Source organism: Faecalibacterium sp. AF10-46 (assembly GCF_003604105.1).
Taxonomy (GTDB): domain Bacteria; phylum Bacillota; class Clostridia; order Oscillospirales; family Ruminococcaceae; genus Faecalibacterium; species Faecalibacterium taiwanense.
In genome coordinates, this window is the sequence record NZ_QVGY01000003.1 from 222506 (window position 1) to 244095 (window position 21590).

39 protein-coding genes and 1 tRNA gene are annotated in these 21590 nt (G+C 48.3%); all 40 read left to right on the forward strand.

Translation table 11 applies throughout. The features are described 5' to 3' along the window. Positions 1 to 9 precede the first annotated feature (9 nt). The 40 genes from DWV57_RS05770 to DWV57_RS05955 all read left to right on the forward strand — a co-directional run bounded on the left by DWV57_RS05770 (position 10) and on the right by DWV57_RS05955 (position 21453). Entirely contained in the window at positions 10 to 267 is a 258-nt protein-coding gene (locus DWV57_RS05770) for a DUF2442 domain-containing protein (RefSeq protein WP_118527308.1), read from the forward strand. Between the two features lie 109 nt (positions 268 to 376). Next, positions 377 to 511 carry a hypothetical protein gene (locus DWV57_RS14930; protein ID WP_256372184.1) on the forward strand — a complete coding sequence of 45 codons (135 nt, stop codon included), beginning with the start codon at positions 377 to 379 and terminating at the stop codon, positions 509 to 511. A 141-nt stretch (positions 512 to 652) separates the two neighbouring features. Next, a complete protein-coding gene (locus DWV57_RS14470) occupies positions 653 to 826 on the forward strand; it encodes a hypothetical protein (RefSeq protein WP_158576312.1) in 174 nt (57 codons plus the stop codon). 53 nt (positions 827 to 879) lie between these two features. Further along, positions 880 to 1104 carry a hypothetical protein gene (locus DWV57_RS05775; protein ID WP_097775616.1) on the forward strand — a complete coding sequence of 75 codons (225 nt, stop codon included), beginning with the start codon at positions 880 to 882 and terminating at the stop codon, positions 1102 to 1104. Positions 1105 to 1169: 65 nt separating this feature from the next. After that, positions 1170 to 1397 carry a hypothetical protein gene (locus tag DWV57_RS05780; RefSeq protein WP_118527306.1) on the forward strand — a complete coding sequence of 76 codons (228 nt, stop codon included), beginning with the start codon at positions 1170 to 1172 and terminating at the stop codon, positions 1395 to 1397. Between the two features lie 62 nt (positions 1398 to 1459). Beyond that, complete coding sequence (locus tag DWV57_RS05785) at positions 1460 to 2239, forward strand: DUF6353 family protein (protein WP_120020224.1); 780 nt, start codon at positions 1460 to 1462, stop codon at positions 2237 to 2239. Continuing rightward, positions 2232 to 2396, forward strand: coding sequence for a hypothetical protein (locus DWV57_RS14475; RefSeq protein ID WP_158576310.1), 165 nt, complete (start codon positions 2232 to 2234; stop codon positions 2394 to 2396). Before DWV57_RS05785 ends, DWV57_RS14475 begins: the two co-directional genes overlap by 8 nt. A gap of 69 nt (positions 2397 to 2465) precedes the next feature. Then, positions 2466 to 2690, forward strand: coding sequence for a hypothetical protein (locus DWV57_RS05790; RefSeq protein WP_120020225.1), 225 nt, complete (start codon positions 2466 to 2468; stop codon positions 2688 to 2690). Between the two features lie 65 nt (positions 2691 to 2755). Next, positions 2756 to 3538: a DUF6353 family protein gene (locus DWV57_RS05795; RefSeq protein WP_120020226.1), complete on the forward strand. Its 783-nt coding sequence runs from the start codon at positions 2756 to 2758 to the stop codon at positions 3536 to 3538. A 102-nt stretch (positions 3539 to 3640) separates the two neighbouring features. Next, positions 3641 to 3970, forward strand: a complete 330-nt coding sequence (locus DWV57_RS05800; RefSeq protein ID WP_120020227.1) for a hypothetical protein — start codon at positions 3641 to 3643, stop codon at positions 3968 to 3970. A gap of 70 nt (positions 3971 to 4040) precedes the next feature. Continuing rightward, entirely contained in the window at positions 4041 to 4652 is a 612-nt protein-coding gene (locus DWV57_RS05805; RefSeq protein ID WP_120020228.1) for a hypothetical protein, read from the forward strand. A gap of 19 nt (positions 4653 to 4671) precedes the next feature. Next, positions 4672 to 5658 carry a DUF6353 family protein gene (locus DWV57_RS05810; protein WP_120020229.1) on the forward strand — a complete coding sequence of 329 codons (987 nt, stop codon included), beginning with the start codon at positions 4672 to 4674 and terminating at the stop codon, positions 5656 to 5658. Between the two features lie 123 nt (positions 5659 to 5781). Then, a complete protein-coding gene (locus DWV57_RS05815) occupies positions 5782 to 5949 on the forward strand; it encodes a histidine kinase (protein WP_097775607.1) in 168 nt (55 codons plus the stop codon). Next, positions 5930 to 6466, forward strand: coding sequence for a hypothetical protein (locus DWV57_RS05820; RefSeq protein ID WP_133300945.1), 537 nt, complete (start codon positions 5930 to 5932; stop codon positions 6464 to 6466). Before DWV57_RS05815 ends, DWV57_RS05820 begins: the two co-directional genes overlap by 20 nt. Continuing rightward, positions 6463 to 7014 (forward strand): hypothetical protein, encoded by a 552-nt coding sequence (locus DWV57_RS05825; RefSeq protein WP_120020231.1) that lies wholly within the window; start codon positions 6463 to 6465, stop codon positions 7012 to 7014. The genes DWV57_RS05820 and DWV57_RS05825 overlap by 4 nt, the downstream gene beginning before the upstream one ends. A 13-nt stretch (positions 7015 to 7027) precedes the next feature. Beyond that, positions 7028 to 7408, forward strand: a complete 381-nt coding sequence (locus DWV57_RS05830) for a hypothetical protein (RefSeq protein ID WP_120020232.1) — start codon at positions 7028 to 7030, stop codon at positions 7406 to 7408. 30 nt (positions 7409 to 7438) lie between these two features. Beyond that, complete coding sequence (locus DWV57_RS05835; RefSeq protein WP_120020233.1) at positions 7439 to 11446, forward strand: DUF5906 domain-containing protein; 4008 nt, start codon at positions 7439 to 7441, stop codon at positions 11444 to 11446. A 6-nt stretch (positions 11447 to 11452) separates the two neighbouring features. Beyond that, complete coding sequence (locus tag DWV57_RS05840; RefSeq protein ID WP_120020234.1) at positions 11453 to 12079, forward strand: hypothetical protein; 627 nt, start codon at positions 11453 to 11455, stop codon at positions 12077 to 12079. Between the two features lie 17 nt (positions 12080 to 12096). After that, complete coding sequence (locus DWV57_RS05845; RefSeq protein ID WP_120020235.1) at positions 12097 to 12609, forward strand: hypothetical protein; 513 nt, start codon at positions 12097 to 12099, stop codon at positions 12607 to 12609. 10 nt (positions 12610 to 12619) lie between these two features. Continuing rightward, a complete protein-coding gene (locus DWV57_RS05850; protein ID WP_120020236.1) occupies positions 12620 to 12982 on the forward strand; it encodes a hypothetical protein in 363 nt (120 codons plus the stop codon). 125 nt (positions 12983 to 13107) lie between these two features. Then, positions 13108 to 13494 (forward strand): DUF3846 domain-containing protein, encoded by a 387-nt coding sequence (locus tag DWV57_RS05855; protein WP_120020237.1) that lies wholly within the window; start codon positions 13108 to 13110, stop codon positions 13492 to 13494. A gap of 57 nt (positions 13495 to 13551) precedes the next feature. Continuing rightward, positions 13552 to 13630: transfer RNA gene (locus DWV57_RS05860), tRNA-Ile, on the forward strand. 43 nt (positions 13631 to 13673) lie between these two features. Continuing rightward, positions 13674 to 13964 (forward strand): hypothetical protein, encoded by a 291-nt coding sequence (locus DWV57_RS05865; RefSeq protein WP_097775598.1) that lies wholly within the window; start codon positions 13674 to 13676, stop codon positions 13962 to 13964. A 204-nt stretch (positions 13965 to 14168) separates the two neighbouring features. Continuing rightward, a complete protein-coding gene (locus DWV57_RS05870; protein WP_120020238.1) occupies positions 14169 to 14369 on the forward strand; it encodes a hypothetical protein in 201 nt (66 codons plus the stop codon). 4 nt (positions 14370 to 14373) lie between these two features. Next, the gene (locus tag DWV57_RS05875) at positions 14374 to 15588 is read left to right on the forward strand and encodes a DEAD/DEAH box helicase family protein (protein ID WP_120020239.1); all 1215 of its coding nucleotides are present in this window, start codon (positions 14374 to 14376) and stop codon (positions 15586 to 15588) included. Then, positions 15578 to 15922 (forward strand): hypothetical protein, encoded by a 345-nt coding sequence (locus DWV57_RS05880; protein WP_120020240.1) that lies wholly within the window; start codon positions 15578 to 15580, stop codon positions 15920 to 15922. Before DWV57_RS05875 ends, DWV57_RS05880 begins: the two co-directional genes overlap by 11 nt. Positions 15923 to 15953: 31 nt before the next feature. After that, entirely contained in the window at positions 15954 to 16106 is a 153-nt protein-coding gene (locus DWV57_RS14480) for a hypothetical protein (protein WP_165853664.1), read from the forward strand. Beyond that, complete coding sequence (locus DWV57_RS05890) at positions 16106 to 16447, forward strand: hypothetical protein (RefSeq protein WP_120020242.1); 342 nt, start codon at positions 16106 to 16108, stop codon at positions 16445 to 16447. Before DWV57_RS14480 ends, DWV57_RS05890 begins: the two co-directional genes overlap by 1 nt. 6 nt (positions 16448 to 16453) lie before the next feature. Next, a complete protein-coding gene (locus tag DWV57_RS05895) occupies positions 16454 to 16645 on the forward strand; it encodes a hypothetical protein (RefSeq protein ID WP_120020243.1) in 192 nt (63 codons plus the stop codon). Next, positions 16638 to 17156, forward strand: coding sequence for a dATP/dGTP diphosphohydrolase domain-containing protein (locus DWV57_RS14660; protein ID WP_207666239.1), 519 nt, complete (start codon positions 16638 to 16640; stop codon positions 17154 to 17156). The genes DWV57_RS05895 and DWV57_RS14660 overlap by 8 nt, the downstream gene beginning before the upstream one ends. Then, on the forward strand, positions 17149 to 17310 hold the full coding sequence (locus DWV57_RS14485; RefSeq protein WP_165853665.1) for a hypothetical protein: 162 nt from the start codon (positions 17149 to 17151) through the stop codon (positions 17308 to 17310). Before DWV57_RS14660 ends, DWV57_RS14485 begins: the two co-directional genes overlap by 8 nt. 47 nt (positions 17311 to 17357) lie before the next feature. Beyond that, entirely contained in the window at positions 17358 to 17609 is a 252-nt protein-coding gene (locus DWV57_RS05905) for a hypothetical protein (RefSeq protein ID WP_120020244.1), read from the forward strand. Positions 17610 to 18063: 454 nt separating this feature from the next. Beyond that, positions 18064 to 18429: a hypothetical protein gene (locus tag DWV57_RS05915; protein ID WP_133303635.1), complete on the forward strand. Its 366-nt coding sequence runs from the start codon at positions 18064 to 18066 to the stop codon at positions 18427 to 18429. A 186-nt stretch (positions 18430 to 18615) separates the two neighbouring features. After that, a complete protein-coding gene (locus DWV57_RS14335; RefSeq protein WP_133303636.1) occupies positions 18616 to 18816 on the forward strand; it encodes a hypothetical protein in 201 nt (66 codons plus the stop codon). 142 nt (positions 18817 to 18958) lie between these two features. Continuing rightward, entirely contained in the window at positions 18959 to 19417 is a 459-nt protein-coding gene (locus DWV57_RS05930; RefSeq protein WP_120020248.1) for a hypothetical protein, read from the forward strand. Beyond that, entirely contained in the window at positions 19414 to 19593 is a 180-nt protein-coding gene (locus DWV57_RS05935) for a hypothetical protein (protein WP_120020249.1), read from the forward strand. The genes DWV57_RS05930 and DWV57_RS05935 overlap by 4 nt, the downstream gene beginning before the upstream one ends. 177 nt (positions 19594 to 19770) lie before the next feature. Then, positions 19771 to 20457: an FAD-dependent thymidylate synthase gene (gene thyX, locus DWV57_RS05945; RefSeq protein ID WP_120020251.1), complete on the forward strand. Its 687-nt coding sequence runs from the start codon at positions 19771 to 19773 to the stop codon at positions 20455 to 20457. A 154-nt stretch (positions 20458 to 20611) separates the two neighbouring features. Continuing rightward, positions 20612 to 20866 carry a hypothetical protein gene (locus DWV57_RS05950; RefSeq protein ID WP_207666240.1) on the forward strand — a complete coding sequence of 85 codons (255 nt, stop codon included), beginning with the start codon at positions 20612 to 20614 and terminating at the stop codon, positions 20864 to 20866. A gap of 12 nt (positions 20867 to 20878) precedes the next feature. Further along, positions 20879 to 21025 (forward strand): hypothetical protein, encoded by a 147-nt coding sequence (locus DWV57_RS14490; RefSeq protein ID WP_165853666.1) that lies wholly within the window; start codon positions 20879 to 20881, stop codon positions 21023 to 21025. An 83-nt stretch (positions 21026 to 21108) separates the two neighbouring features. Next, positions 21109 to 21453: a hypothetical protein gene (locus DWV57_RS05955; RefSeq protein ID WP_120020252.1), complete on the forward strand. Its 345-nt coding sequence runs from the start codon at positions 21109 to 21111 to the stop codon at positions 21451 to 21453. Positions 21454 to 21590: the final 137 nt, after the last annotated feature.

Genomic DNA, 21590 nt, shown 5'->3' on the forward strand with positions numbered 1-21590 from the left:
TGATATTTGATGCTGCAGCCGAGACTAGTTAAAGTTGAACCGATGCCGGATTTGAAACTCCGCTTGTACTATGAAACCCATGAGGTAAAAGTGTTCGATGTCGTGCCATATGCAAACGGTTCGTGGTATGGGCAGCTGAAGGATGAGAAATATTTTAATTCCGTTCGGCTTTTACCCGATGGAATTGGGATTGAATGGCCGGAAGGACAAGACATTGCGCCGCATGAACTGTATGAGAACAGCGTTTCTGTGAAGAAAACAGCTTGATATGTGAATGGGGGAGCTTACGAGAAATCGTAGGCTCTTTTTATTTTGTCCAAACGCGAAAAAATCTCCTTGCTTTATGGAGCAAAGACCATGAACAAAGGAGAATACTATGCGAGAAAACAAATTTTGGAACTATTCGATTACGATTGGCAACATGATTGTGACAATGGCATTCGGACTTGGAGTGGGTCTTGCAGTGCTGTTGTTTGCATTGATTGTGCGATCGATTCTTAGCAAGAAATGACAAAACAAGGTACGAACTGAACTTGTCTTTGTTCCGGAATTGAGCCGTGGAGAGATCTGCGGCTCTTTCTTTTTGGCATGGCGCGAAAAAATCAGCTTGCTTTATGGAGGTAAGAGGGCTTTATCGAAAGGAGAAATTACTATGATGAAAACTATTACTTGGGGCGACAGCTTTAAGTGGAGCGGTATTGTTCTGGGACTGTATGCAGCAGTCATCGGGGCAATCGCTGCTTACGAGAAGTGGATCGCTTATAAGGACAAGGCAGAGAGGCTTGATAAATACAATTCATTCAGAGATATGGATAATCAAATCTGAAAGATCACGCCCTCTTATCTTTTTTGAAAATGATATTTCGGAGGTCGAACGCTATGGAGGACATTATGCTGATCCGGTCAAGTTTTATGCGCCGTATCATTTCACAGATCATCAACAAGGCTTTGAAGAAGCAGGCACCCGGTGTAGAAGTGGAGCTGAAAGAAGCTCAGGTGAACTGGGTGGACAAGGAGCAGAAGCTGCGGGTACATCTGGAGCTGGATGCGGAGGTAACGAAGGCTCAGCTGAATGATATTCTGAAAAAAGCTGGAGTGCTGTGACGCGAAATTTTCAGTGTGCTTTATGAGATGATTAGTCTCAGATTTATATTTTGGAGGTATGAACTATGAAGAAACTGGTGAAGGTTGCTTTGGGCGCAGTGGCGTTTCTTGGCATTACCGAGTTGTTCTGCGTTGAAACCGTTGCAATCATGTGGAGAAAGCTTATGATGCGCAATGATGATTCAGCGGCAGATGCACTCGACAATGCGATGAAAGCAGGCCGAGCAAACTGGGAGCTGAAGCTGTATGAATTCCTGAAAACAGATCAGGCCGAAAGGCATCTGAAGCGCTAATCGAAAGCGAGGGCTTACGAGAAATCGTAGGCTCTTTTATTTTTCAAAATGGAGGTTTAGCAATGAAACTGACGAAAACATGCGCAAAGTTTCTGCGCAAACATGGCGGGACGATCCTTGCCATCGGAGCCTCATTTGGTGTCGGTCTGACCATGTGGGAGACGGGGAAGGCGACTGTGAAGGCTACCACGTTCGTTACCATGAACAAGGACGAACCTATGGCGAAAAAAGAAATCGTCAAGGACTGCTGGAAGTTTTATATTCCAGCGGCTGTGGTTGGCGCTGGAACTGTGGCGTGCATTCTGGGGTCCAATGCGCTGAACAAGAAACAGCTGGCCAGTATGACCGCTGCCTACATGGCACTGGGAAAAACCTATCAGGAGTACCGCAGGGAGGTGGCGGAGCGCATCGGTGCTGAAGAGGAAAAAAAGCTTCGCATGGAAGTTGCTGAAAAGACAAAAGGTGAGGATGTTCAGCGGGATAAAGATGGTGATGTCATCCGGCTGTTCTACGAGCCTGCGTCGAAAAGATATTTTCATGCCACCATGTCCCGTGTCATTGAGGCATCGTACTATTTCAACCGGGAACTGGCCACGAACGGTTGTATTTCTGTGAACGAATGGTGCAACTATCTCTGCGCTGATGAACTTACCGTTACACCAGAAGGCGACGAAATGGGATGGTGTCTGGACCAACTCATATATGACTGTGATGCCTACTGGATGGACTTTGAATACGATAAACAAATCACGGATGATGGACTGGAGTGCTATTACCTGGCACCTGCACTTGATCCGGTTAAAAATTACCTGAATTATGAGGAGGACACTTATCATGCATAAGATCGACTGGTGGAAAGTTGCATCTGTGGCGCTGATGGCTGCAAGCGCAGTGCTGAGCTTTGGACATGACCTGATCGAGGATAAAAAGACCGAGGAAGACCTGCAGGATATGGTGCAGGAAGAAGTACGGCGGCAGCTGGCGGAAAAGAACCAGTAAACGCGAAAAATACAGGCTCCTTTATGGAAGAGAAATCCAATTTGAACAAAGTAAAGGAGAATGATATTTATGTACGATTACAATTTTTACGAACAAATGGACAGCCTGATGGTAAATCTGCTGGCAGATCTGGCCATCAACATGGTACGTGTGCTGTATGCTACAGTACGATACGTGTTGATGCAGCCGATCAGACTGGTGGAATACATCTGGTACTGTATCCAGATCGAGCGTGAATGTGACCGTGAGGAAACGATTCGCTTCGAGAATTTGAAACGAACTGGACACATCTGACGAAAGCGAGGGCTTACGAGAAATCGTAGGCTCTTTCTTTTTTATATTTTACGGAGGTATGAAAAATGAACCTGAAATCATTTGCAAAAGCGAGTCGGCAGATGCTGAATCGCAATGCATCCAAGATCCTGGCCGGTTTTGCTATCGGCGCAGGCGTCATGGCTGTAGGTTTCGCCATCGAGGCAACTCCGAAGGCGATGATCCTGCTGGAGGAAAAGAAGGCAGAACTCGGTGTCGAAAAGCTGGATGCGAAGACCATTGTCAAAACGGCTGGCCCGGTATACATTCCGACGATCGTGAGCATGGGCCTTTCGACCGCGTGCACGATCGGTGCGCTGAAGGTGAAGAGCCAGCAGAATGCCGCGCTGGCTGCAGCGTGCACGCTCTCGGAAACGGCTCTGCGCACCTACCAGAATAAAGTTGTTGAGACCATTGGCGCAGAGAAGGAACAGGAGATCCGTGAGGCTGTTGCTCTGGATAAGATGGCAAAGAGTCCGGAGCCGGCAGTGATCCCGAATGCAAAAGGGGTCGAAATGGATGATATTTACTATGACCAGCGGGTAAAATGCTGGGAAAGCCTGAGCGGGAACTACTTTTGGACCACACGGAATGCCATTGAACGGGCTATCAACGGGGTCAACAAACAGCTGCTCAGCGATTTCCGCATGACCGAAAACGACCTGTTTGACTATCTGGGGATGGAACATAACCGAAACGGCGATCTGCTTGGGTGGGATACCGACACGACCATGGAAGTGGAAACGTTCTATGCTTCCAAACTTGATGAAAACGGTATGCCGTGCCTTGTACTGGACTACCGTACACCGCCCAAGTGGCTGGGCTATTGATTTTTTTTCAATGCCCGGAACAGACGCGAAAAATTCACCTTGCTTTATGGAGGTAAAACTCCAACATTACAAAACTTTATATTTAAGAAAGAGGTAACAAAAATGGACGAAATGAATAATGTGACTATGGAGAACGAGACTTCTATGGAGGTCGCTCCTGTTGAGAGTGTTGTTCCTGCTGAGGCAGAGAATCCTGCTTACAACAACGACTGCGAGAGCAGCGCTGGCATTAGCTTTGGCACTATTGTCAAGGTTGGTGCTGGTGCGGTGCTTGTCGGAGCCGCTGCTGTCAAGTTTGGTATTCCGCTGGTGAAGAAGGGCTTCAATCACATCAAGGAGTCGATTGCCAACAAGAAGATGAAGAAAAACGAAGTCATCGACATTGAGTCGAAAGAAGTTCCTTCTGACGAGGAAACTACGGAAGAAGAGTAATGTTTGGTAAGGCGAGAGCTGTGGAGAAATCTGCAGCTCTTACTTTTTTTGCTTTTGAAAGGGGAAAGACATGGCACAAGTAGATATGCCGAAGTCCAGCATTGGCCAGACGCCGACCGAGCCGAAAAAGAAGCTTGAGAAGGTCGTCAAGGGTAAGGTGGCGGTGAAAGAGCAAAGCGATATGCAGAAGATCGCATCACAGTTTCTGGCCGAAGATCTGAAAACGGTGAAAGACCGTATTCTGACCGATTATCTGCTGCCGATGCTCAAGAACGGTGCATGGAGCATTCTGAACTCGGCGTTCAGCATTGCACTCTGGGGTGAAGACCGCAGCCGCGGCGGCTCGAACAATTACTACGGAAACAACCGTGGGCAGCGCAACAGCTACGATGGCTATTATCAGGGCAGCCAGAACAATCGCCCGAACCCGCCGCCCGTGCGCAGAAGCTTGCAGAATCTGGATTTCGAGAGTCGGGGTGACGCTGAAGACACTCTGGCGGGTCTCAGGGACGCACTGTACCGCTACCGGCAGGTTTCGGTGGGCGACCTGTGGGACCTGATGGGCGTGACAAACGATTCGACCGACTACAATTATGGCTGGTACAACCTCGACGATGCATTCATCAAAGGCATCCCCGGCGGATTCCGACTGGTTCTGCCGCACACTGTACCGCTGCGCTGATAGAAAGGACTGATATTTTATGAAGTTTCTGAAAAACGTGAAAACCGACGAGTTCATGGCAACTGTGACCCGGACTGCCTCGAAGTATGGCTATAAGCTGAAGAAAGCAAGCCCTACCATCATGATCTTTGGTGCTGCTATTGTGGGCGTAGCAGCGACCGTCTCTGCCTGCAAGGCGACTGTGAAGGCTCAGGATATTCTGGAGAATCATAACGAGATGGTGAAAGCCATCCATGAGACCAAGGAAAAGGTCGATAGCGGTGAAATGATCCTGAAGGAAGGCGCTGCCTACACCGAGAACGATTACAAGAAGGACCTGACCACGGCCTATGTGCAGACCGGTCTGAAGCTGGCGAAAATCTATGCACCTGCAGTAACCATGGGCACGGTTGCACTCGGCTGTATGTTCGGCTCGCACCACATCATGACCAAGCGTAACGCCAGCCTGACTGCCGCCTACATCGCTCTGGATAAGGCCTTCAACGAGTATAAGGGCCGTGTGACCGACCGCTTTGGCGACCGCGTACAGCAGGAGCTTGAGCACAACATCAAGGCCGTTGAGGTTGAGACCACCCGGAAAAATGAGCAGGGTGTAGAGGAGACTGTCAAAGAGTATACGGATGTGGCAATGGCACACACCAGCCCCTATACGCTGATCTACGACGAGACTGTGAGCTCCTGGGATAAGGATGCACAGCTGAACATGTCCCATCTGATCCAGGCGCAGGCTGCTGCAAACCGGAAACTCCATCGCCAAGGCCATCTGTTCCTTAACGATGTCATTGATATTTTGGACCCCTATGGCAACGGTATGCATCACACCCCCGAAGGCCAGGTCGTCGGCTGGATCTTGAGCCCGGATGATCCTATGAAGGAAAATCGTGTGGACTTTGGTGTAACCAACTATGTTGAGAACAACGATGCGCTGAACAATTTCATCGACGGATTCGAGCGCTCTGTCCTGCTGCGGTTCAACTGTGACGGCGTGATCATCGACAAAATCTGAGACTGATATTTTGGAGGAACTTGCTATGACCAGATACGTTAAGACGCTTTCTTATCTGTTTGCTGCCATGGCCGGAGTGTGCTTTGTCTCTGGTCTGGCAGTTCTTTCGGAGTGAGGTGCACGATGGACAGTTTGGAAAATGCATTCCTGTTTCTGGACTATCTGACCGATACCAAGCGCAAGCGCCACATGGTGGGAGGCATTCTGATGAGTGTCTCCCTTTTCTTTGGCGGTCTGGCGTTTACCATGATGACGATTAAAGGAGAAGACAATGAATCGGACAATTCGTGATGTTTTGCTGTTTGGCGCAGGTTTTGCCGCAGGTGCGTACGTTATGCACACGGTCTTCCGTACGAAGTACCAGGAGTACGCCGATGCACAAATTGATGATGTGCGCGACCACTACCGCAAGAAGGAAGCTGATCTGGATGCCATGATCGAAGAAAAGGCCCAGCAGAAGAGCATGGAGCAGCTTACGGGAAAGTACCGCACCGAGTCCGACCCGGAAGATATTGCGCCCCACGACCCTATCGAGATCATCCAGCCGGACGAGTTTGGTGACATCGACGACTATGAGACTCGCGGGCTGACCTATTATGCCGATGGCAAGCTGGTATTCGACGAGGAGACAATGCCTGTGAACGACGATGATATTCCGAACATCATCGGAACAGAGGCGCTGAACCACTTTGGCGAGTTCATGCCCAGCACCATTCATGTGAGAAACAACAACTATCATAAGGACTATGAGATCATTCAGGTTCGTCAGAACTGGGGCGACCTCTATCCGGAAAAGGAGGAAGAATGATATTTTCGGATCTTGGAGAACAGTATTATGACTGGCTCCACAAAATCGTGTGCGGCGAATGGGAGCCGAGAAATCTCTCGTTCCATCGGCTGCTCATGTACTTACATAACCGCACCTATGTTTGGGCCTGCGAAATGGACCAGTGCAGAGCAGAAGATGGTGTGAATCTGCGTTACCGTTTTGCCCGCGAATGTGATATTCCGTATGGCAAGATCGATGCGGAGTTCCACGGTGTTCCGTGCAGTATGCTGGAAATGATGGTGGCCCTTGCGGTGCGCATCGAAGAACATATTATGGAGGATTCCAGTGCGGGAAACCGTGTCGGGCAGTGGTTCTGGAACATGGTTGTCAGTCTCGGGCTTGCTGCCATGGACGACGGCCGGTTTCACGAAGACCGGGCAGATTATATTCTGGACAGGTTTGAGCGCAGAGACTATGAATACAATGGTGCCGGCGGTCTCTTTACAGTGAACCGTCCGACCGAAGATATGCGTCGGCTTGATATTTGGTATCAGCTGATGCACTACCTGCAGGAAAACGATTTTTGAAAGGAAAATCAACATGGATATGACGAATATTATGTATGAATTGGTCAACACCAAAACTTCGCTGACCATTGCTGACCGTACCATCGAAACTCTGCAGAAGCAGAACCGGAGTCTGAACCGTCGGTGCCTGCGCCAGAGTCTGATGATCGCAGGGCTGACATGGCTCACCGTTACGGCCTGCAGGATGCTGAGCGAGAACGATAAGAAGCGCAAAGAGGCTGAGGAAGACGCCCGGCAGCTCCACGCGGCACTGGCTCATACGCAGCAGGTGTTGGACGATGTGAACCGCAAGAACGCCGAACAGTTCTGGACGGAGAGCAGCACAATTGCGAAGGAAGCCGAAAAAGATATCTGCTGCGATGGGAAGGCAACCATTACCAAAAATCCGGAATAAAATGCATAGAAAGGAGGAAGTCAGTTGCCGATGATTGATTTCCTGAGGATCGCCACGCGAACCGGAAAACACGGGGTGATCGAAGTGTACCCGAACTTTATCATCACCAAGTCGAAAGACCTGATGATCCGGGGTTCTGATTTCTATGCGATCTGGCTGGAAGAACGCAGCTTGTGGAGTACCGAAGAGCAGGATGCGTTGCAGCTCATTGACCGTGAACTTGATATTTATGCAAACGAGCATAAGCAGTTTCTGGGCGATAATGTTCGAGTCTTACATATGTGGGATGCACAGTCTGGCATGATTGATATTTGGCACAAATATTGTCAGCGCCAGATGCGGGACAACTATCATACCCTCGATGAGACATTGATATTCGCAAACACCTCTGTCAAAAAAGACAGTTATGCATCCAAACGACTGCCGTACCCGCTGGAACAGGGGAGCATTGCCGCCTACGACGAGCTGATGACCACGCTGTATACGCCGGAGGAACGTGAAAAGATCGAATGGGCCATTGGTTCCATTGTAAACGGGGATTCCAAAAAGATCCAGAAGTTCCTTGTTCTGTATGGTCCGCCCGGAAGCGGCAAATCGACCATTCTGAACATCATCCAGAAAATGTTTGATGGATATTGGGCCGTGTTTGACTCGAAGGCACTTGGCTCATCATCCAATGCGTTTGCACTGGAAGCGTTCAAATCGAACCCGCTGATCGCAATTCAGCATGACGGCGATTTATCGCGTATCGAGGACAATACCCGATTAAACTCGCTGGTTTCCCATGAAACCATGATGGTGAACGAGAAGTTCCGCAGTGCCTACGCAAGCCAGTTCAAGTGCTTCATGTTTCTCGGTACAAACAAGCCCGTAAAGATCACGGATGCAAAATCGGGTCTGATCCGGCGACTGATCGATGTGGAGCCAAGCGGCGAAAAAATACCGGCAAAGAAATACCGCGACCTCGTAGGCAAGGTTGACTTTGAATTGGGTGCTATTGCATGGTATTGCAAAGACGTCTACGAGAAAAACAAGCATCGTTACGACAATTATGTTCCGACACGAATGCTTGGTGCATCCAACGACTTCTACAACTTCATGCTGGACTCCTACTATATCTTCAAAAAAGAAGATGGCGTATCGCTGAAACGTGCCTGGGCAATGTACGACACCTACAATCAGGAGGCAAAGGTTTCGTATCCTTACTCCAGGCGAGCGTTCCGTGAAGAATTGATGAACTATTTCTCGGATTACAAAGAACGTGCCGAGGATATGAACGGCGAACGGGTGCGCAGCTACTACAGCGGCTTCAAGTACGAAAAATTCAAAGAATTTCTGGAGGACCCTCCCCCCGGGGATGATGCGGGAAACGATCCCCCTGCCTCCTCCTGGATCGAATTGAAGGAGCAGCATTCTCTCTTTAATGATATTTGCAAGGACTGCCTGGCGCAATATGCGAACGAAAATGGCACTCCCCTGCAGAAGTGGGAGAATGTCAAAACCAGATTGACCGGGATCGATACAAAAAAGCTGCATTATGTAAAAGTTCCGGAGAATCACATTGTCATCGACTTTGATATTCCCGGCCCGGATGGGAGTAAGAGCTTTGAGCGCAACCTTGAAGCTGCTTCCAAATGGCCAAAGACCTATGCTGAGCTTAGTAAATCTGGTGCGGGCATCCATCTGCATTATATTTACACCGGTGATCCGGCTAAGCTAAGCAGGATCTACGATGAAAACATCGAAATCAAGGTATTCATGGGAAAATCTTCTCTGCGAAGAAAATTGTCGAAGTGCAATGATATTTCCATCGCAAACATCAGCAGTGGCTTGCCGTTGAAGGGAGAAAAAGCAATGGTCGATGTAAAGCAGATCCAGAATGAGAAGCATCTGCGCATTCTCATCAAGAAAGCGCTGGCAAAGGAGATCAGCCCGTATACGAAGCCAAGTGTGGACTTTATTGCCCATGTTATAGACGAGGCATATGAAGGCAACGTCCCTTATAATGTGGATGACATGCGGAATGCCATCTTGGGGTTCGCCGCCAGCAGTACCAATCAGGCGGAGACCTGTCTGAAGATCGTGGCGAAGATGCACTTCAAATCGAAGGATGATATTCAGCGGGAGGCCCCTGCGGGGGAGGAAGCGCCATTGATATTTTTAGACGTGGAGGTGTTCCCGAATCTGCTGCTCGTGAACTGGAAGTTTGCCAAGCAGGGGCCTGTACACCGCATGGTGAATCCTGCACCGGACGAGATCGAGAGCCTGACAAAGTATCGGTTGGTCGGCTTCAACAACCGCAAGTACGACAATCATATCCTTTGGGCCCGCATGATTGGGATGTCGGTGGAGCAGATCTATGCGTTGTCCAAACGGATCGTCAACGAGCACACGGGCTTCTTTGGTGAGGCGTACAACCTGTCCTACACTGATATTTGCGACTTCTCATCGAAAAAACAGAGCCTAAAGAAGTTTGAAATCGAATTGGGCATCCATCATCAGGAGCTGGGACTTCCGTGGGATCAGCCGGTGCCGAAGAGCCTGTGGGACAAGGTGGCCGAGTATTGCGACAACGACGTGATCGCGACCGAGACCCTGTTCTACTCGAAAACGTGTCAGGCAGACTTTGTGGCACGTGAGATCCTGGCAGACCTTGCCGGCATGACGGTGAACGACACGACAAACTCGCTGACAACACGCATTATTTTCGGCAAGGAAAAACACCCCCGGCTGGTCTACACCGACCTTGCCACGGGGAAATCCGATGCAATCGTGGAAGTCGAGCCTGATATTTTGACGGACTGCAACATCATCAATGCCTTTCCCGGTTACGAGTGGACCAAAGGTGAAGATGGCAAGTACCACAACATGTTCCGGGGCACAGACCTGGGCATGGGCGGTTATGTCTACGCTGAGCCAGGAATGTACACGAATGTAGCTTTGTTGGACGTTGCGTCGCTGCATCCGCATTCGGCTGTTGCCATGAACTACTTTGGCGAGTACACCAAGCGTTTCAACGACCTGATGGATGTGCGAATCTATGTCAAGCACGGCGAGTACGAGAAGGCAAAGGGGCTCTTTGGCGGTAAACTGGCAAAATACCTCGATGATCCGCAGCAGGCAAAGGATCTGGCGGAGGCGTTGAAAATCGCCATCAATTCGGTTTACGGGTTGAGCAGTGCAAGCTTTGACAACCCGTTCCGCAACCCCAAGAACGTCAACAACATTGTGGCGCTTCGAGGGGCTTTATTTATGCGCACTTTGCAGGATGAAGTGCAGCAGCGTGGCTTTAAGGTGGCGCACATAAAAACGGATTCAATCAAGATCCCCGATGCGACCCCGGAGATCATTGCGTACTGCATGGATTTTGCGAAGAAGTACGGCTACACGTTCGAGCATGAGGCGACCTATGAGCGGATGTGTCTGGTGAACAATGCCGTTTATATTGCAAAGTATATGGCTGCCGACCAGTGCGAGGCGCTTTACGGTTATATCCCGAGCGACTGCAAGGACGAAGGCGGCGAATGGACGGCTACGGGCACACAGTTCCAAGTCCCGTATGTGTTCAAGACCCTGTTCTCCAAGGAGAAGATCGAGTTCACTGACCTCTGCGAGACAAAGACCGTTTCCAAGGGCGCTATCTATCTCGACAAGAACGAAGATCTGCCTGAAGGCGAACACAATTATATTTTTGTGGGACGCGTGGGACAGTTCTGCCCGATCATGCCGGGAAAGGGCGGCGCTCTGCTGCTGCGGGAAGCGGGCCTGACGGATACCGGCGAACGGAAATATGCTTCTGTGACCGGAGCAAAGGATTATCGCTGGCTGGAAAGCGAGGCGGTCTATCAGCTCCAGATGCAGGAGGATATCGACAAAAGATATTTCAACCGGGAAGTCGATGAGGCAGTTGAGGAAATCTCCAAGTACGGCGACTTCAACTGGTTCGTTGGTGACGACGGTGTTGCTCCCTGGACAGCACCCGACCTTCCATGGAGCGATGCGCAGGAAGAAGCAGCAAGAAATTTTGACGTGAGGTGATATTTTATGGCGAACAAGCTGTGTGATTCCCAAGGACAACTGATTGGCTATATCAAAACCGTCGAGAAGAATATGCACGACGGCCTGACGAGAGTGATTCTTCATACTGGTAATGAACTCACATTTCTCCCGGGTGATCTGATCGCTGATCGGGGTGGTAATTTGAGTATTCGTTATGGAGGGCCCAATGCGGGTAAGAAGAGCACTTCTGCTGCGAACACCGCTGCTATCAAGGACGTTATCTTTGCTCCTCCGGCCACGATCGTTTACTGGTCGGATGGCTCCAAGACCATTGTGAAGTGCAGCGAGAAGGATGTTTTCGACCCGGAGAAGGGGCTGGCTATGGCGATCGCAAAGCGTTGCGGTGGCAATAAGGGCAGCTATTACAAGGAGATCCAGAATTGGGTCGAGAAGAGCGGGAAGAAGTATCCCGGGAAGACTGCTACGCAGAAGAAAGCTGCCCCTAAGTCTAATCCCGATCGAGAATCTATGAAGAAGTTAATTTCCAAGACCAATGAGGACTGGAATGAGTTCCTTAAAGCCTGCGCAAATAATGACAATACGGAGCTCCTTCTCAATATGAATGCCCTCACTGCAGACCTGAAAATTCTGGAAATTGAAATCAACAAGTAAAAAGGAGACTGATATTTATGTACACAAAGCGCCAGAAAGTCAATATCGACGATACCCGTTTTATCTTCCAGACCAATTTTTCCGGTGATCCGGAGCGTGACCGCTTTGGCTCTGACCAGCGCCGTGTCAACGTGGTAATTCCTACCGAGGAGCTCGCGCAGTATCTGCTGGATCTGGGTGTGAATGTCAAGCAGACCAAGCCGAACCCTGAGCGCACTTACGACGAGCCGTTTGTGCCCACGCTCTACGTGCCGGTCAATATCAAGATGGACTCCAAGTGGCCGCCGCACATCTATTGGGTCACAACTGCTGGCAAGCGCCTGCTCTGCAACGAGGACACCATCAGCCAGCTGGACTTCATCCGCGTCAAGAACGTCTGCCTGCAGGCAAATCTCGTTGAGAAGAGGAACGCACCCGGTGAGTACAGCCTGTATGCTGATGTGATGTACGTTGAGCAGGATGCTGATGCTGACCCGTATGCGGAGCGCTACGCTCAGTACGCAGAGCCTGCTCCTGAAGTGCCGTTCTAAGGAGGATACTATGGAAAAACTGTTTATCAGCTGTCCGATGCGTGCTCGCACTGCAGAACAGATCCATGCGACTATGGACCGGATGCATAAAATCGCCGAGGCTATTTTCGGCGAAGAACTGGAGGTCATCCCGACTTACTTTGAGGGCACCCCTCCTGAAAATGCCAATGATCGTCTGTGGTATCTGGGCAAATCCATTGAGAAAATGTCCGAGGCGGATTGCTTCATCGGCATTTTCGATGACCAGAAAGCTTATGATGGCTGCATCATCGAGAACCATGTCGCCAAACTCTACGGTGTACCGCAGTATCTGGTGAATATTGCGTACGTAGCACCGGACATCATGGAGCAGCGTTTGCAGCATATGGTCTGATGGTATTTATCGAGTGCCGGGGTCGGTCCTCGGTTGAATGATCCAGTCGGTGAGTGCCCACGTCGCAAATGGCGTTCTCAGAGGAAACAGCTCGATTGATATTTTGATTTTGGGAGGTTGAACGTATGAAAGTCTTGAGAATCCAGCCCAAGAAGTATCCTGAAGTTATTGAAATCGACGGCTCGCTCGAATCTCTTCAGAAAGAAGTGGCCGGTCCGATTCAGGCGGTCTACCCGTGGGATGATCCGGTTGCACTTATCTGCAATGAGGAAGGAAAACTGATTGGTGTTAGCTTTAACCGGACTCTCATGGATGCAGATGGTGCACCTACTGATGTGATTGTCGGTACATTCCTTATTGTAGGGTTGACGGAAGATGACTTCGGCGACCTTTCGCAGGAGTACATCGACAAATATGAGAAGCTGTTCCACCAACCGGAGAAATTCTGGCATGAGATCGACGAACGGGGAAGAACTCATCTGAAAATCGATTGCTGTGATCCGGAAGAGTAAGACACTCTAAAATCAAACAACCTGGAGCCGTGGAGAAATCTGCGGCTCTTTTATTTTGGGTCAGTAGCTTAGTCTGGCTGAAAGCTGGCAGCTCATAACTGCGTGATCGCGGGTTCAAATCCTGCCTGACCCACCAGAGGTGCAAGCCTTATATTTGAATAAACAAAGGAGAAAACAGCATGAGCGCAAGAAACTATGTCCCGGCAATGGTGAAATGGATGGTCGAGGAAGGTACCAAGAACACCTCCAGCGGCAACTGGATATTCACGAGCGCGGAAATTGCAGAAGCATTTCCTGTAGCCGAAAGCAGCGTGATTGAGATGTTTGGAGCAATCCTGACCGAAGTTTATCAGCATGAAGCTGTGGCGGAAGCAAATGTAAATTTCGAGAGCGACGGTTCGGCAACTTTCGATTTGACCTTCTACACAGATTACTGCCCGAACATCAGTGATGAAACAAAGGCTGGGTGATTTTCATGGGTGATAGCAAAGTTACAAAGCGCTGTGCAAAGTGTGGCGCTGTGATGCACAACGTGTCTGTGGCAAGGAAATACTGCGATTTTTGCAGATTTGGCTATGCAACCAATGACCCGGTACTGCCTTTGGTACATCCGAAGTACACTGGGCCGACTCTGCAGGAAATTATGAGAGAGGCTACCAAGGAGGGGCTTCAGTATGCAGAATATTGTAAAAAACACGGACTGCACTAATCACATAAAGGAACTCTGGAAAGTTTTTACAAAAGAAGGCAAAGAACTTTTTTCCTACACGATTCGCGGTGAAAGTGAAGACGAGGAAGAATGCACCAAACAGCTTTTAGCTTATGAGAATCATTGCTATCCTAACCAGATTCATGTTCACACGGAAATGAGGTGATTGGATGGCGGGTATAACGCTCTATGACTACCAAAAAGATGCGCTGGAACGAATGAAAATCGGATGCATCTTATGTGGTGGTGTAGGAAGCGGAAAATCAAGAACAAGTTTGGCATTTTACTATACGCTCTATGGTGGCACAGTCAACACCAAAAACTACGTTAAGATGCATGATCCACCCGACTTGTGTATTATCACCACTGCGAGGAAGCGCGATACAGGCGAGTGGGAGGAAGAGCTGGCCCATTTCTATATGTCCACCGACAGCGACCTTGATATTTACAATCACAAGGTGGTTGTGGATTCATGGAACAACATCGGAAAGTACGTTGGCGTGAAGAACGCATTTTTTATTTTCGATGAGCAGAGAGTCATTGGCAGCGGGCAATGGGTCAAATCCTTCCTGAAAATCACGAAGGAGAATGACTGGATTCTTCTGAGCGCTACTCCGGGAGATTGCTGGACAGATTACATTCCGGTGTTTATTGCAAACGGGTTCTATAAAAACCGGACGCAGTTCAACAATGAACACATAATCTATAGTCGTTTTTCCAAGTTTCCGAAAATTGACCGGTATCTGAACACCCAGCGACTGGTACGCCTGCGTGAACGGGTGCTTGTAGATATGGACTTTGAGCGACCTACTGTATCTCACCATGAGAATGTTTTTGTCGAGTATGACAAGCCTAAGTATCTGGAAATTTGTAAAACTCGCTGGAACCTGTGGGAAAACAAACCCATTGAGACCGCCAGCGAGTTTTGTTATTTGCTGCGGAAACTGGTGAACACAGACCTGACTAGGTCGCAAAAAGTTCTGGATATTTGCATGACCCGCCCAAGAGTCATAATCTTCTATAATTTCGATTATGAACTGAATATTCTCATGAATCTGCCCTATGGCGATGATGCGGAAGTAGCGCAATGGAACGGCCATAAGCACCAGCCAATCCCTGACAGTAAGAAGTGGGTATATCTGGTCCAGTACAATGCGGGTGCAGAAGGTTGGAACTGCATCAAGACCGATACCGTCATATTCTATTCGCAGAACTACTCCTACAAAATTATGGAGCAGGCTGCAGGCAGAATAGATCGACTGAATACACCTTACAAGAACCTGTTCTACTATCATCTGAAGAGCAGGGCGGGAATTGATCTGGCGATTTCGAGGGCACTGAACTCGAAGAAAGCGTTTAATGAAAGGAAATTTTATGGCATATAAAAATTGTCCGATGTGCACGAAATATGATTATTGCATGGAAGACGGGCGAGTGTGTGGCGTTACCGAAAAACTCATTGAACAATGGTTTGACGAAAAGCTCGAAGTATTAAACGAGACCCTCGATGTTTGTCGGCAACAGTCAGCATTTGGAAATGTTTTTCTCATGATGTCTGATAGCGATATTGAGGCATTGAAATCGGGAAAGGTTTTGCACTGGGCGGGCGAAACGTTCAAATGCGGAATATTTATTCGATATGAAGGAGTCAAGAAAAATGTGCAACCCATCGAAGAAAACAATCAAGAAAATCGACCGGATGCTGGAGAGCAGATGTAAGGAGCATAGAACGTTTGGAAATGCGCTGAAAATGTACATTTTTCGCAATCCTACTGAAATCGGCTTGGATTATGTAACATTCTGCGGCAAGGCTGGATATTTCATCGGAGTTTCACTGGAGAAATCTGGTGAGTACAATTTCTTCGGCATTCTTTCGCCGGAGCAGGTATGGGAGGTTGCTTGATGAACCTGTCGAAAAAACATCTGAAGCAAATTTATAGGCGAAGGAACGGCTTTGGTGGGACTACCGTTATGCTGAGCAAGTTCTTTCATGCCGCGCCGAACAACCGGGCAGATTACAATAAAATGATGGACTGGCGCTGGAGCATGTGCACAAACGTTCGCTACATGATTCCGGGAGAAAAAATTAAACGGGGCAAAAAAGTAGCTCTGAGACATGAAGGACTTGTTAAGAGTGCTTATTTCTTAAATGCCGGTCTCGCAGATTTAGGAGCGACGATTTTAGATGCTATGTCTAGTATCGACAATTTTACATCAAATTTGAGAGGAGCATTTGAAAAATGAAAGAACTTGAAAAGAAAGTTGCAGAAGCCGAACTCAAAAAGGGTTAAAGATGAAATCTTGACGTATGCCAACAAAGATGAACTGGCAAATCAGGTCGTTACCCGGACAACTGCCGATCCGGAATTTTGTCACTTTATTGTACTGACGATGTGGGCGATTACCCTGATGAGAACGCTGGAGGAAGAGAACAATGATTAAGGATTCTGGAGATCGTACCGAATTTGAAACCGGTGCTAAACGTGATATGCATGCAGGAAAGGGGCGGATGGATCTTCTGCCCTGGTATGGCATCATGGAGGTCAGCAAGCACTGCGAGGAAGGTGCGCTGAAGTATGGTGAGCACAATGTGGACAAGGGCATTCCGCTGCATTCGTTGTTGGACAGTGCTTCTCGGCATCTGGCAAAGTACATGGTTGGTATGGACGACGAGGATCACCTGCGCGCTGCCTGCTGGAACCTGCTGTGGGCTCTTAACCAGCGCGTAACGCATCCGGAGTTGGATGATAGGTTTGTGCCAAAGATGAAAAGCTCGAACGATGAACAACTTATTACAGTTGTCTGCAGTTCCTGTGGTAATCATTTTGAAGCGCCGACCGAATGGTGGGTCCGCAAAAGAGCACAGTATACCAATATTCCAGACGGAGTGATGACGACTTGCCCTCATTGTGGGAATGTAACAATCGTTCGGGAGGTGAAGCCTGATGAATGACTGGATGCGCGAAGTGGATTATGCAACCTACTGCCCGAAGTGCGTGAACTTCAAGGTGCTGGAGACGGATGAACCCTGCAACGAGTGCCTGACGGAGTGTGCACGGGAGGGCAGCAAGAAGCCCGTGAAGTTCGAGGAGAAGACGCGAAAATAACAGACTCCTTTATGAGGTAAACTCATATTTGAAAGGAGATACTTATTATGAAAAAAACATTGAAGGTTATTGTAAAAATGGCATGTATGTGCGGTGCCGTAGCATTACTGCTGTTTGAAGCTTATGACACATGTATTAGACCGAAGATCAATATGATCAAATCTGAGACATGGAACAAGGCTTGGGACAGCGGGTATAAATACGGATATCACAATGGCCGTTTTTGCGGACTGTATGATGCACTTAGAAACGAGTATATTACACATGAGGAATATGAGAAACTAATTGGAGAAGATTAAAGGTGAAGAGCCGTGGAGAAATCTGCGGCTCTTTGTTTTTTATCATCGAAGGAGATGCTTGTATGCAACGTATGAACATTAAATGCTGCCATTGTGGGGACTATACTCCATTTATCACAGAGGAGAACATTGAAGTTATTCCTCAAGTTAATCTCACAAGAACCGACATGGATTGTTTGGGCGATATCGCTGAGGCATTGAGGGAATGCGGTTGCTTGGGTACGTGTGATTTCTTACGCCGGGTTCAGAGTGAAGTGACCAAAATCGTAGAGTATCAGGAGGAACGGTGAACGCTAAATGATATTTGCTGAAGAGGATTTGAACTCTTTGAATGCTATTGCTGGACTATTGGCTTCATTCGGGTGTGATAGTCAGGCTGGCTGTGTGCTTTATATTCAGCACAAAATCGCAAAGACCATGGAGGCTGACGGAAGGAAATGCAGAAATGAGAAACATGTCTAAGAAAACCTGGAAACTCCGGGTTTGGAATCACATGACCGAGATGCAGAAGCTGGATTATCTTCTTACGAAAGCGGGCATTACGCATGAGATGGAAAGAAGATTTCCTGAGAACGATAAAAACCGGCCTGAAGTTTACGGCCCTGGAGCACTGCATGATGGGGGCTATCAGATTACAGTTCGAGATAAATCTGGCACATATCTGTGGGATGCGGTATGCGGTTGGTGCACTTACGGGTTTCCTCATTTACTCGAGGTGTGCGGGCTAGCACTTGTTGATCATTATGATGTCGAGGGCTGGCTCACGGCTCGGCAGGTTATGAAGATGTGGAGGCGTAGAAATGCTGCGAAAAATCGCTGATTTTGTCAAAAAGATATTCCGCATGGAGCCGATCCCGACGACGGTTACTACCCTGCGGGAGGCTTTACAGGCCTTGGAGGTGGCTCGGAACCACTTCGAGCACTGTGACCCGGAATTTGTGGATGCGGCTATTTTTGAGTTGAACGCTGCGGAGTGCCGAGTGGATGCAGTTAGGAGGTGTGTGGGGTGACAACATTCTATTTTCCAGCTTACAAATGCAGCTTATGCGAACAGAAATTCAATGATGGTCTCTGCTATGTCGGTTTAGCCGATGCTCTAAATCATGTGCCTGAATTGAAAAAATATGAACCGGTTCACCACTGCGAGCATGGAAATATTGGCTTCGGAAAGTTTGCAGGGTTTGAAAGGGTTGATAAAAATGACTGATGTTTGGACGAAAGTTGGCAAATTTCTTGGCCGGGCTATTGCGCTGACACTTATTTTGTGCGCTTGGGCCATCATTATTGCATTCACGCTGAAGGTGCTTTGGCTTATCTGGTTTCGGATTCTGCTGTGAGGTGAGAAGGCTATGGACAATGGAAGAGTGCCATATGAAGAAGCCGTAGAAGCTATCCGGAATCGGATTAAGACAGTGTACGAATTTTCTGATGATGACATTGAAACCATCTACGCGAATGGCCGACCTATTGATATGGTACGAAAACAAACTCGGAATGCCCTTACTACATATGATCTTGAGTATGGCTACAGGGTTCCGGTTGGAAATTTCACGTCGATAGACGATGTTGCTTGGCTGTTGGCGAATAGCTATATCACTTTGCAAGACGCACGAATCTGGTGCATTAACACCAATCACTCACTGGTTGATATGGAGCAAGCGGTAGGAAGTATTCGATACGGTCAGACAGAAACTACGACTATCCCAGCTTGGCATGAAAAGAAAAGATCTTGGCCGTATCGGTTGGTTGCTTTTCTGAACGAAGTAATTGATATGTTTGTACAAGCTATTACGGAGGATTTCTTATGAAACACACTTTTATCTTTACCTGCACAGACAACGGTGGCGGCTATCAGAGCTTTGAAGTCAGGGCGACCGACAAGCAGGAGGCCATCCGTAAAGGCATGAAAACAGCGAAGAAGTTCGCTTGCGGAGAAATCTGTGGCGACTGGGAGTGTAAGTTGAAGCGAGAGGATAGTTTATGAACGAGGACTTTGGAACGATTACCATTCTTGCTCCTAAATGCCAGAAGTGTCCGAAGGTGAAATCCTGTGACCATAAGCAAATGGCTCATCTCGGGTACATGATTGTGCCAAGAGGTGCTGGAAAGAGCCTCGGACAGCTCGAAATAGTGGACACATGGATGAAAAGGAGAACTAATTATGAAAATCATTGAACCTAAGTACGAAATTCTCACTGATATCTCTGAGGGTGGCATCAAGGAGCTGCAGCAGATTGAGCGGGTGGCCCGGGTCTGCTACAAGAGCGAGGATAAGATCACGCCGGATGGTGAGTCGGCAAAGAAACTGGTGGGCTTTCTGGTGAAGCAAGGGCATGAGGCTATGCTGGAGCATTCGCAGCTGTCCGTGCTGTTTACGTGCGATCGTGGCGTGGCCAATGAGCTGGTGCGGCACCGCATTGCGAGCTTTGCGCAGGAGAGCACCCGGTACTGTAACTACTCAAAGGAGAAGTTTGAGGGCAGCATTACCGTTGTGGAGCCGTTTTATATCGATAAAGAGCAGAATCGCCTGTTCTATCGTAAATGGGTAGAATCCTGTGAATTGGCAGAAAAAACTTATTTTTTGATGCTTATGAACGGCTATCGTCCCGAACAGGCCCGTTGTGTGCTGCCGCTGTGCTTGAAGACTGAGATTGTGGTCACGGCCAATTACCGCGAGTGGCGCAATATCTTCAAGCTGCGTACTCATGTGGCGGCCCATCCTCAGATGAGAGAGCTGATGTGCCCGTTGCTGAAGGAACTGCAGAGCAAGATCCCGGTGGTGTTCGATGACATTTACACGTACTGGCCGAAGGATGACCAGACGGAAAAGGAAAGTGTGGAGAAGTGATGCGAATTGTGCTGCTCACAAGTGTTATTTTGCAAGCTATTGCAATTGGAATGTCTTTTGCTGAGAACATCGGCAAAGAAAAACAGAGAATCATCAGATATACAGGATGGTTCTTGCTTTTGATTTACATGGTATTTGGTTGAGGTGATTAACTATGAAAAATCGTATTATTTGCGTCGTTGCATGTATGATGATGCTCGTTGGCTGTGTGGTTCTGTGTAGCTGTGGCAACTATAAGATGTTCGATACGACCTTTACCTACTCCTGGGCACAGATTAAGCTGCCCGACGGAACCATCATCGAAGGCAAGGTAGATAACTGGAACGATTGCGAAGGCGATCAGCTGCGAATCACGATTGATGGCACCACATATCTAGTTCATGCAGCAAATGCTATTATGAAAACCTAAGGAGATATGTTCATGACGATTGGCGAAGCGGACAATGCGGAAATTTTGGCAGGACGCTATGTTGACGGAACGTGGTCGTATACACAGGCGCTACGTGAGGCGAAAAGTGTGGCGTTTCAAAAGAAACATTTGATGCTGAGGTCTTTGCATGGCGAGTAGCTCTCGGTAAGGTTAAGAGGAGCTCGGGACAGCGGTGATAGGATGACTACATATAAATTTGTAGATAAGATGGGAGATGCAAAATGCAGCAGAAAACACATGACTTTCTCGTGAGAATGCGGGTGCCGATGGCGACATTCGGTGGAGATCTCATGGGAGAAGCGATTGATTTCACTATTCAGGAAATGCGGAATAATCGTTTTGTCACACTGACAGGCATTGAAAATGTACTTAGCGATCGTTTTCACTGCAGTGCAAGTTCAGCGGATGCACGGCTTCGCAGGGCACTGTACGTGACTGAGTTTCAGTGTGGAGAGTATCCGAACCCTGAACTTGAGCGGCTTCGGGCCGAATATCGGGTTGATCGGTGGTCTGTGAAACGGTTCATTTATGCCGCGGCAAGGAGGGTGATGAACGATTTTGACTGATTCTCGGCAACTTTTTGGTCAAAAACCCACTTCGTGGCCAAAAATTTTTGCAAAAATGGCCACAAAATATTACGATAATACGTAATAAAATTGCCGTTTGGCCAAAAACCCACTTTTTTCTTTAACTTAATAAAAAT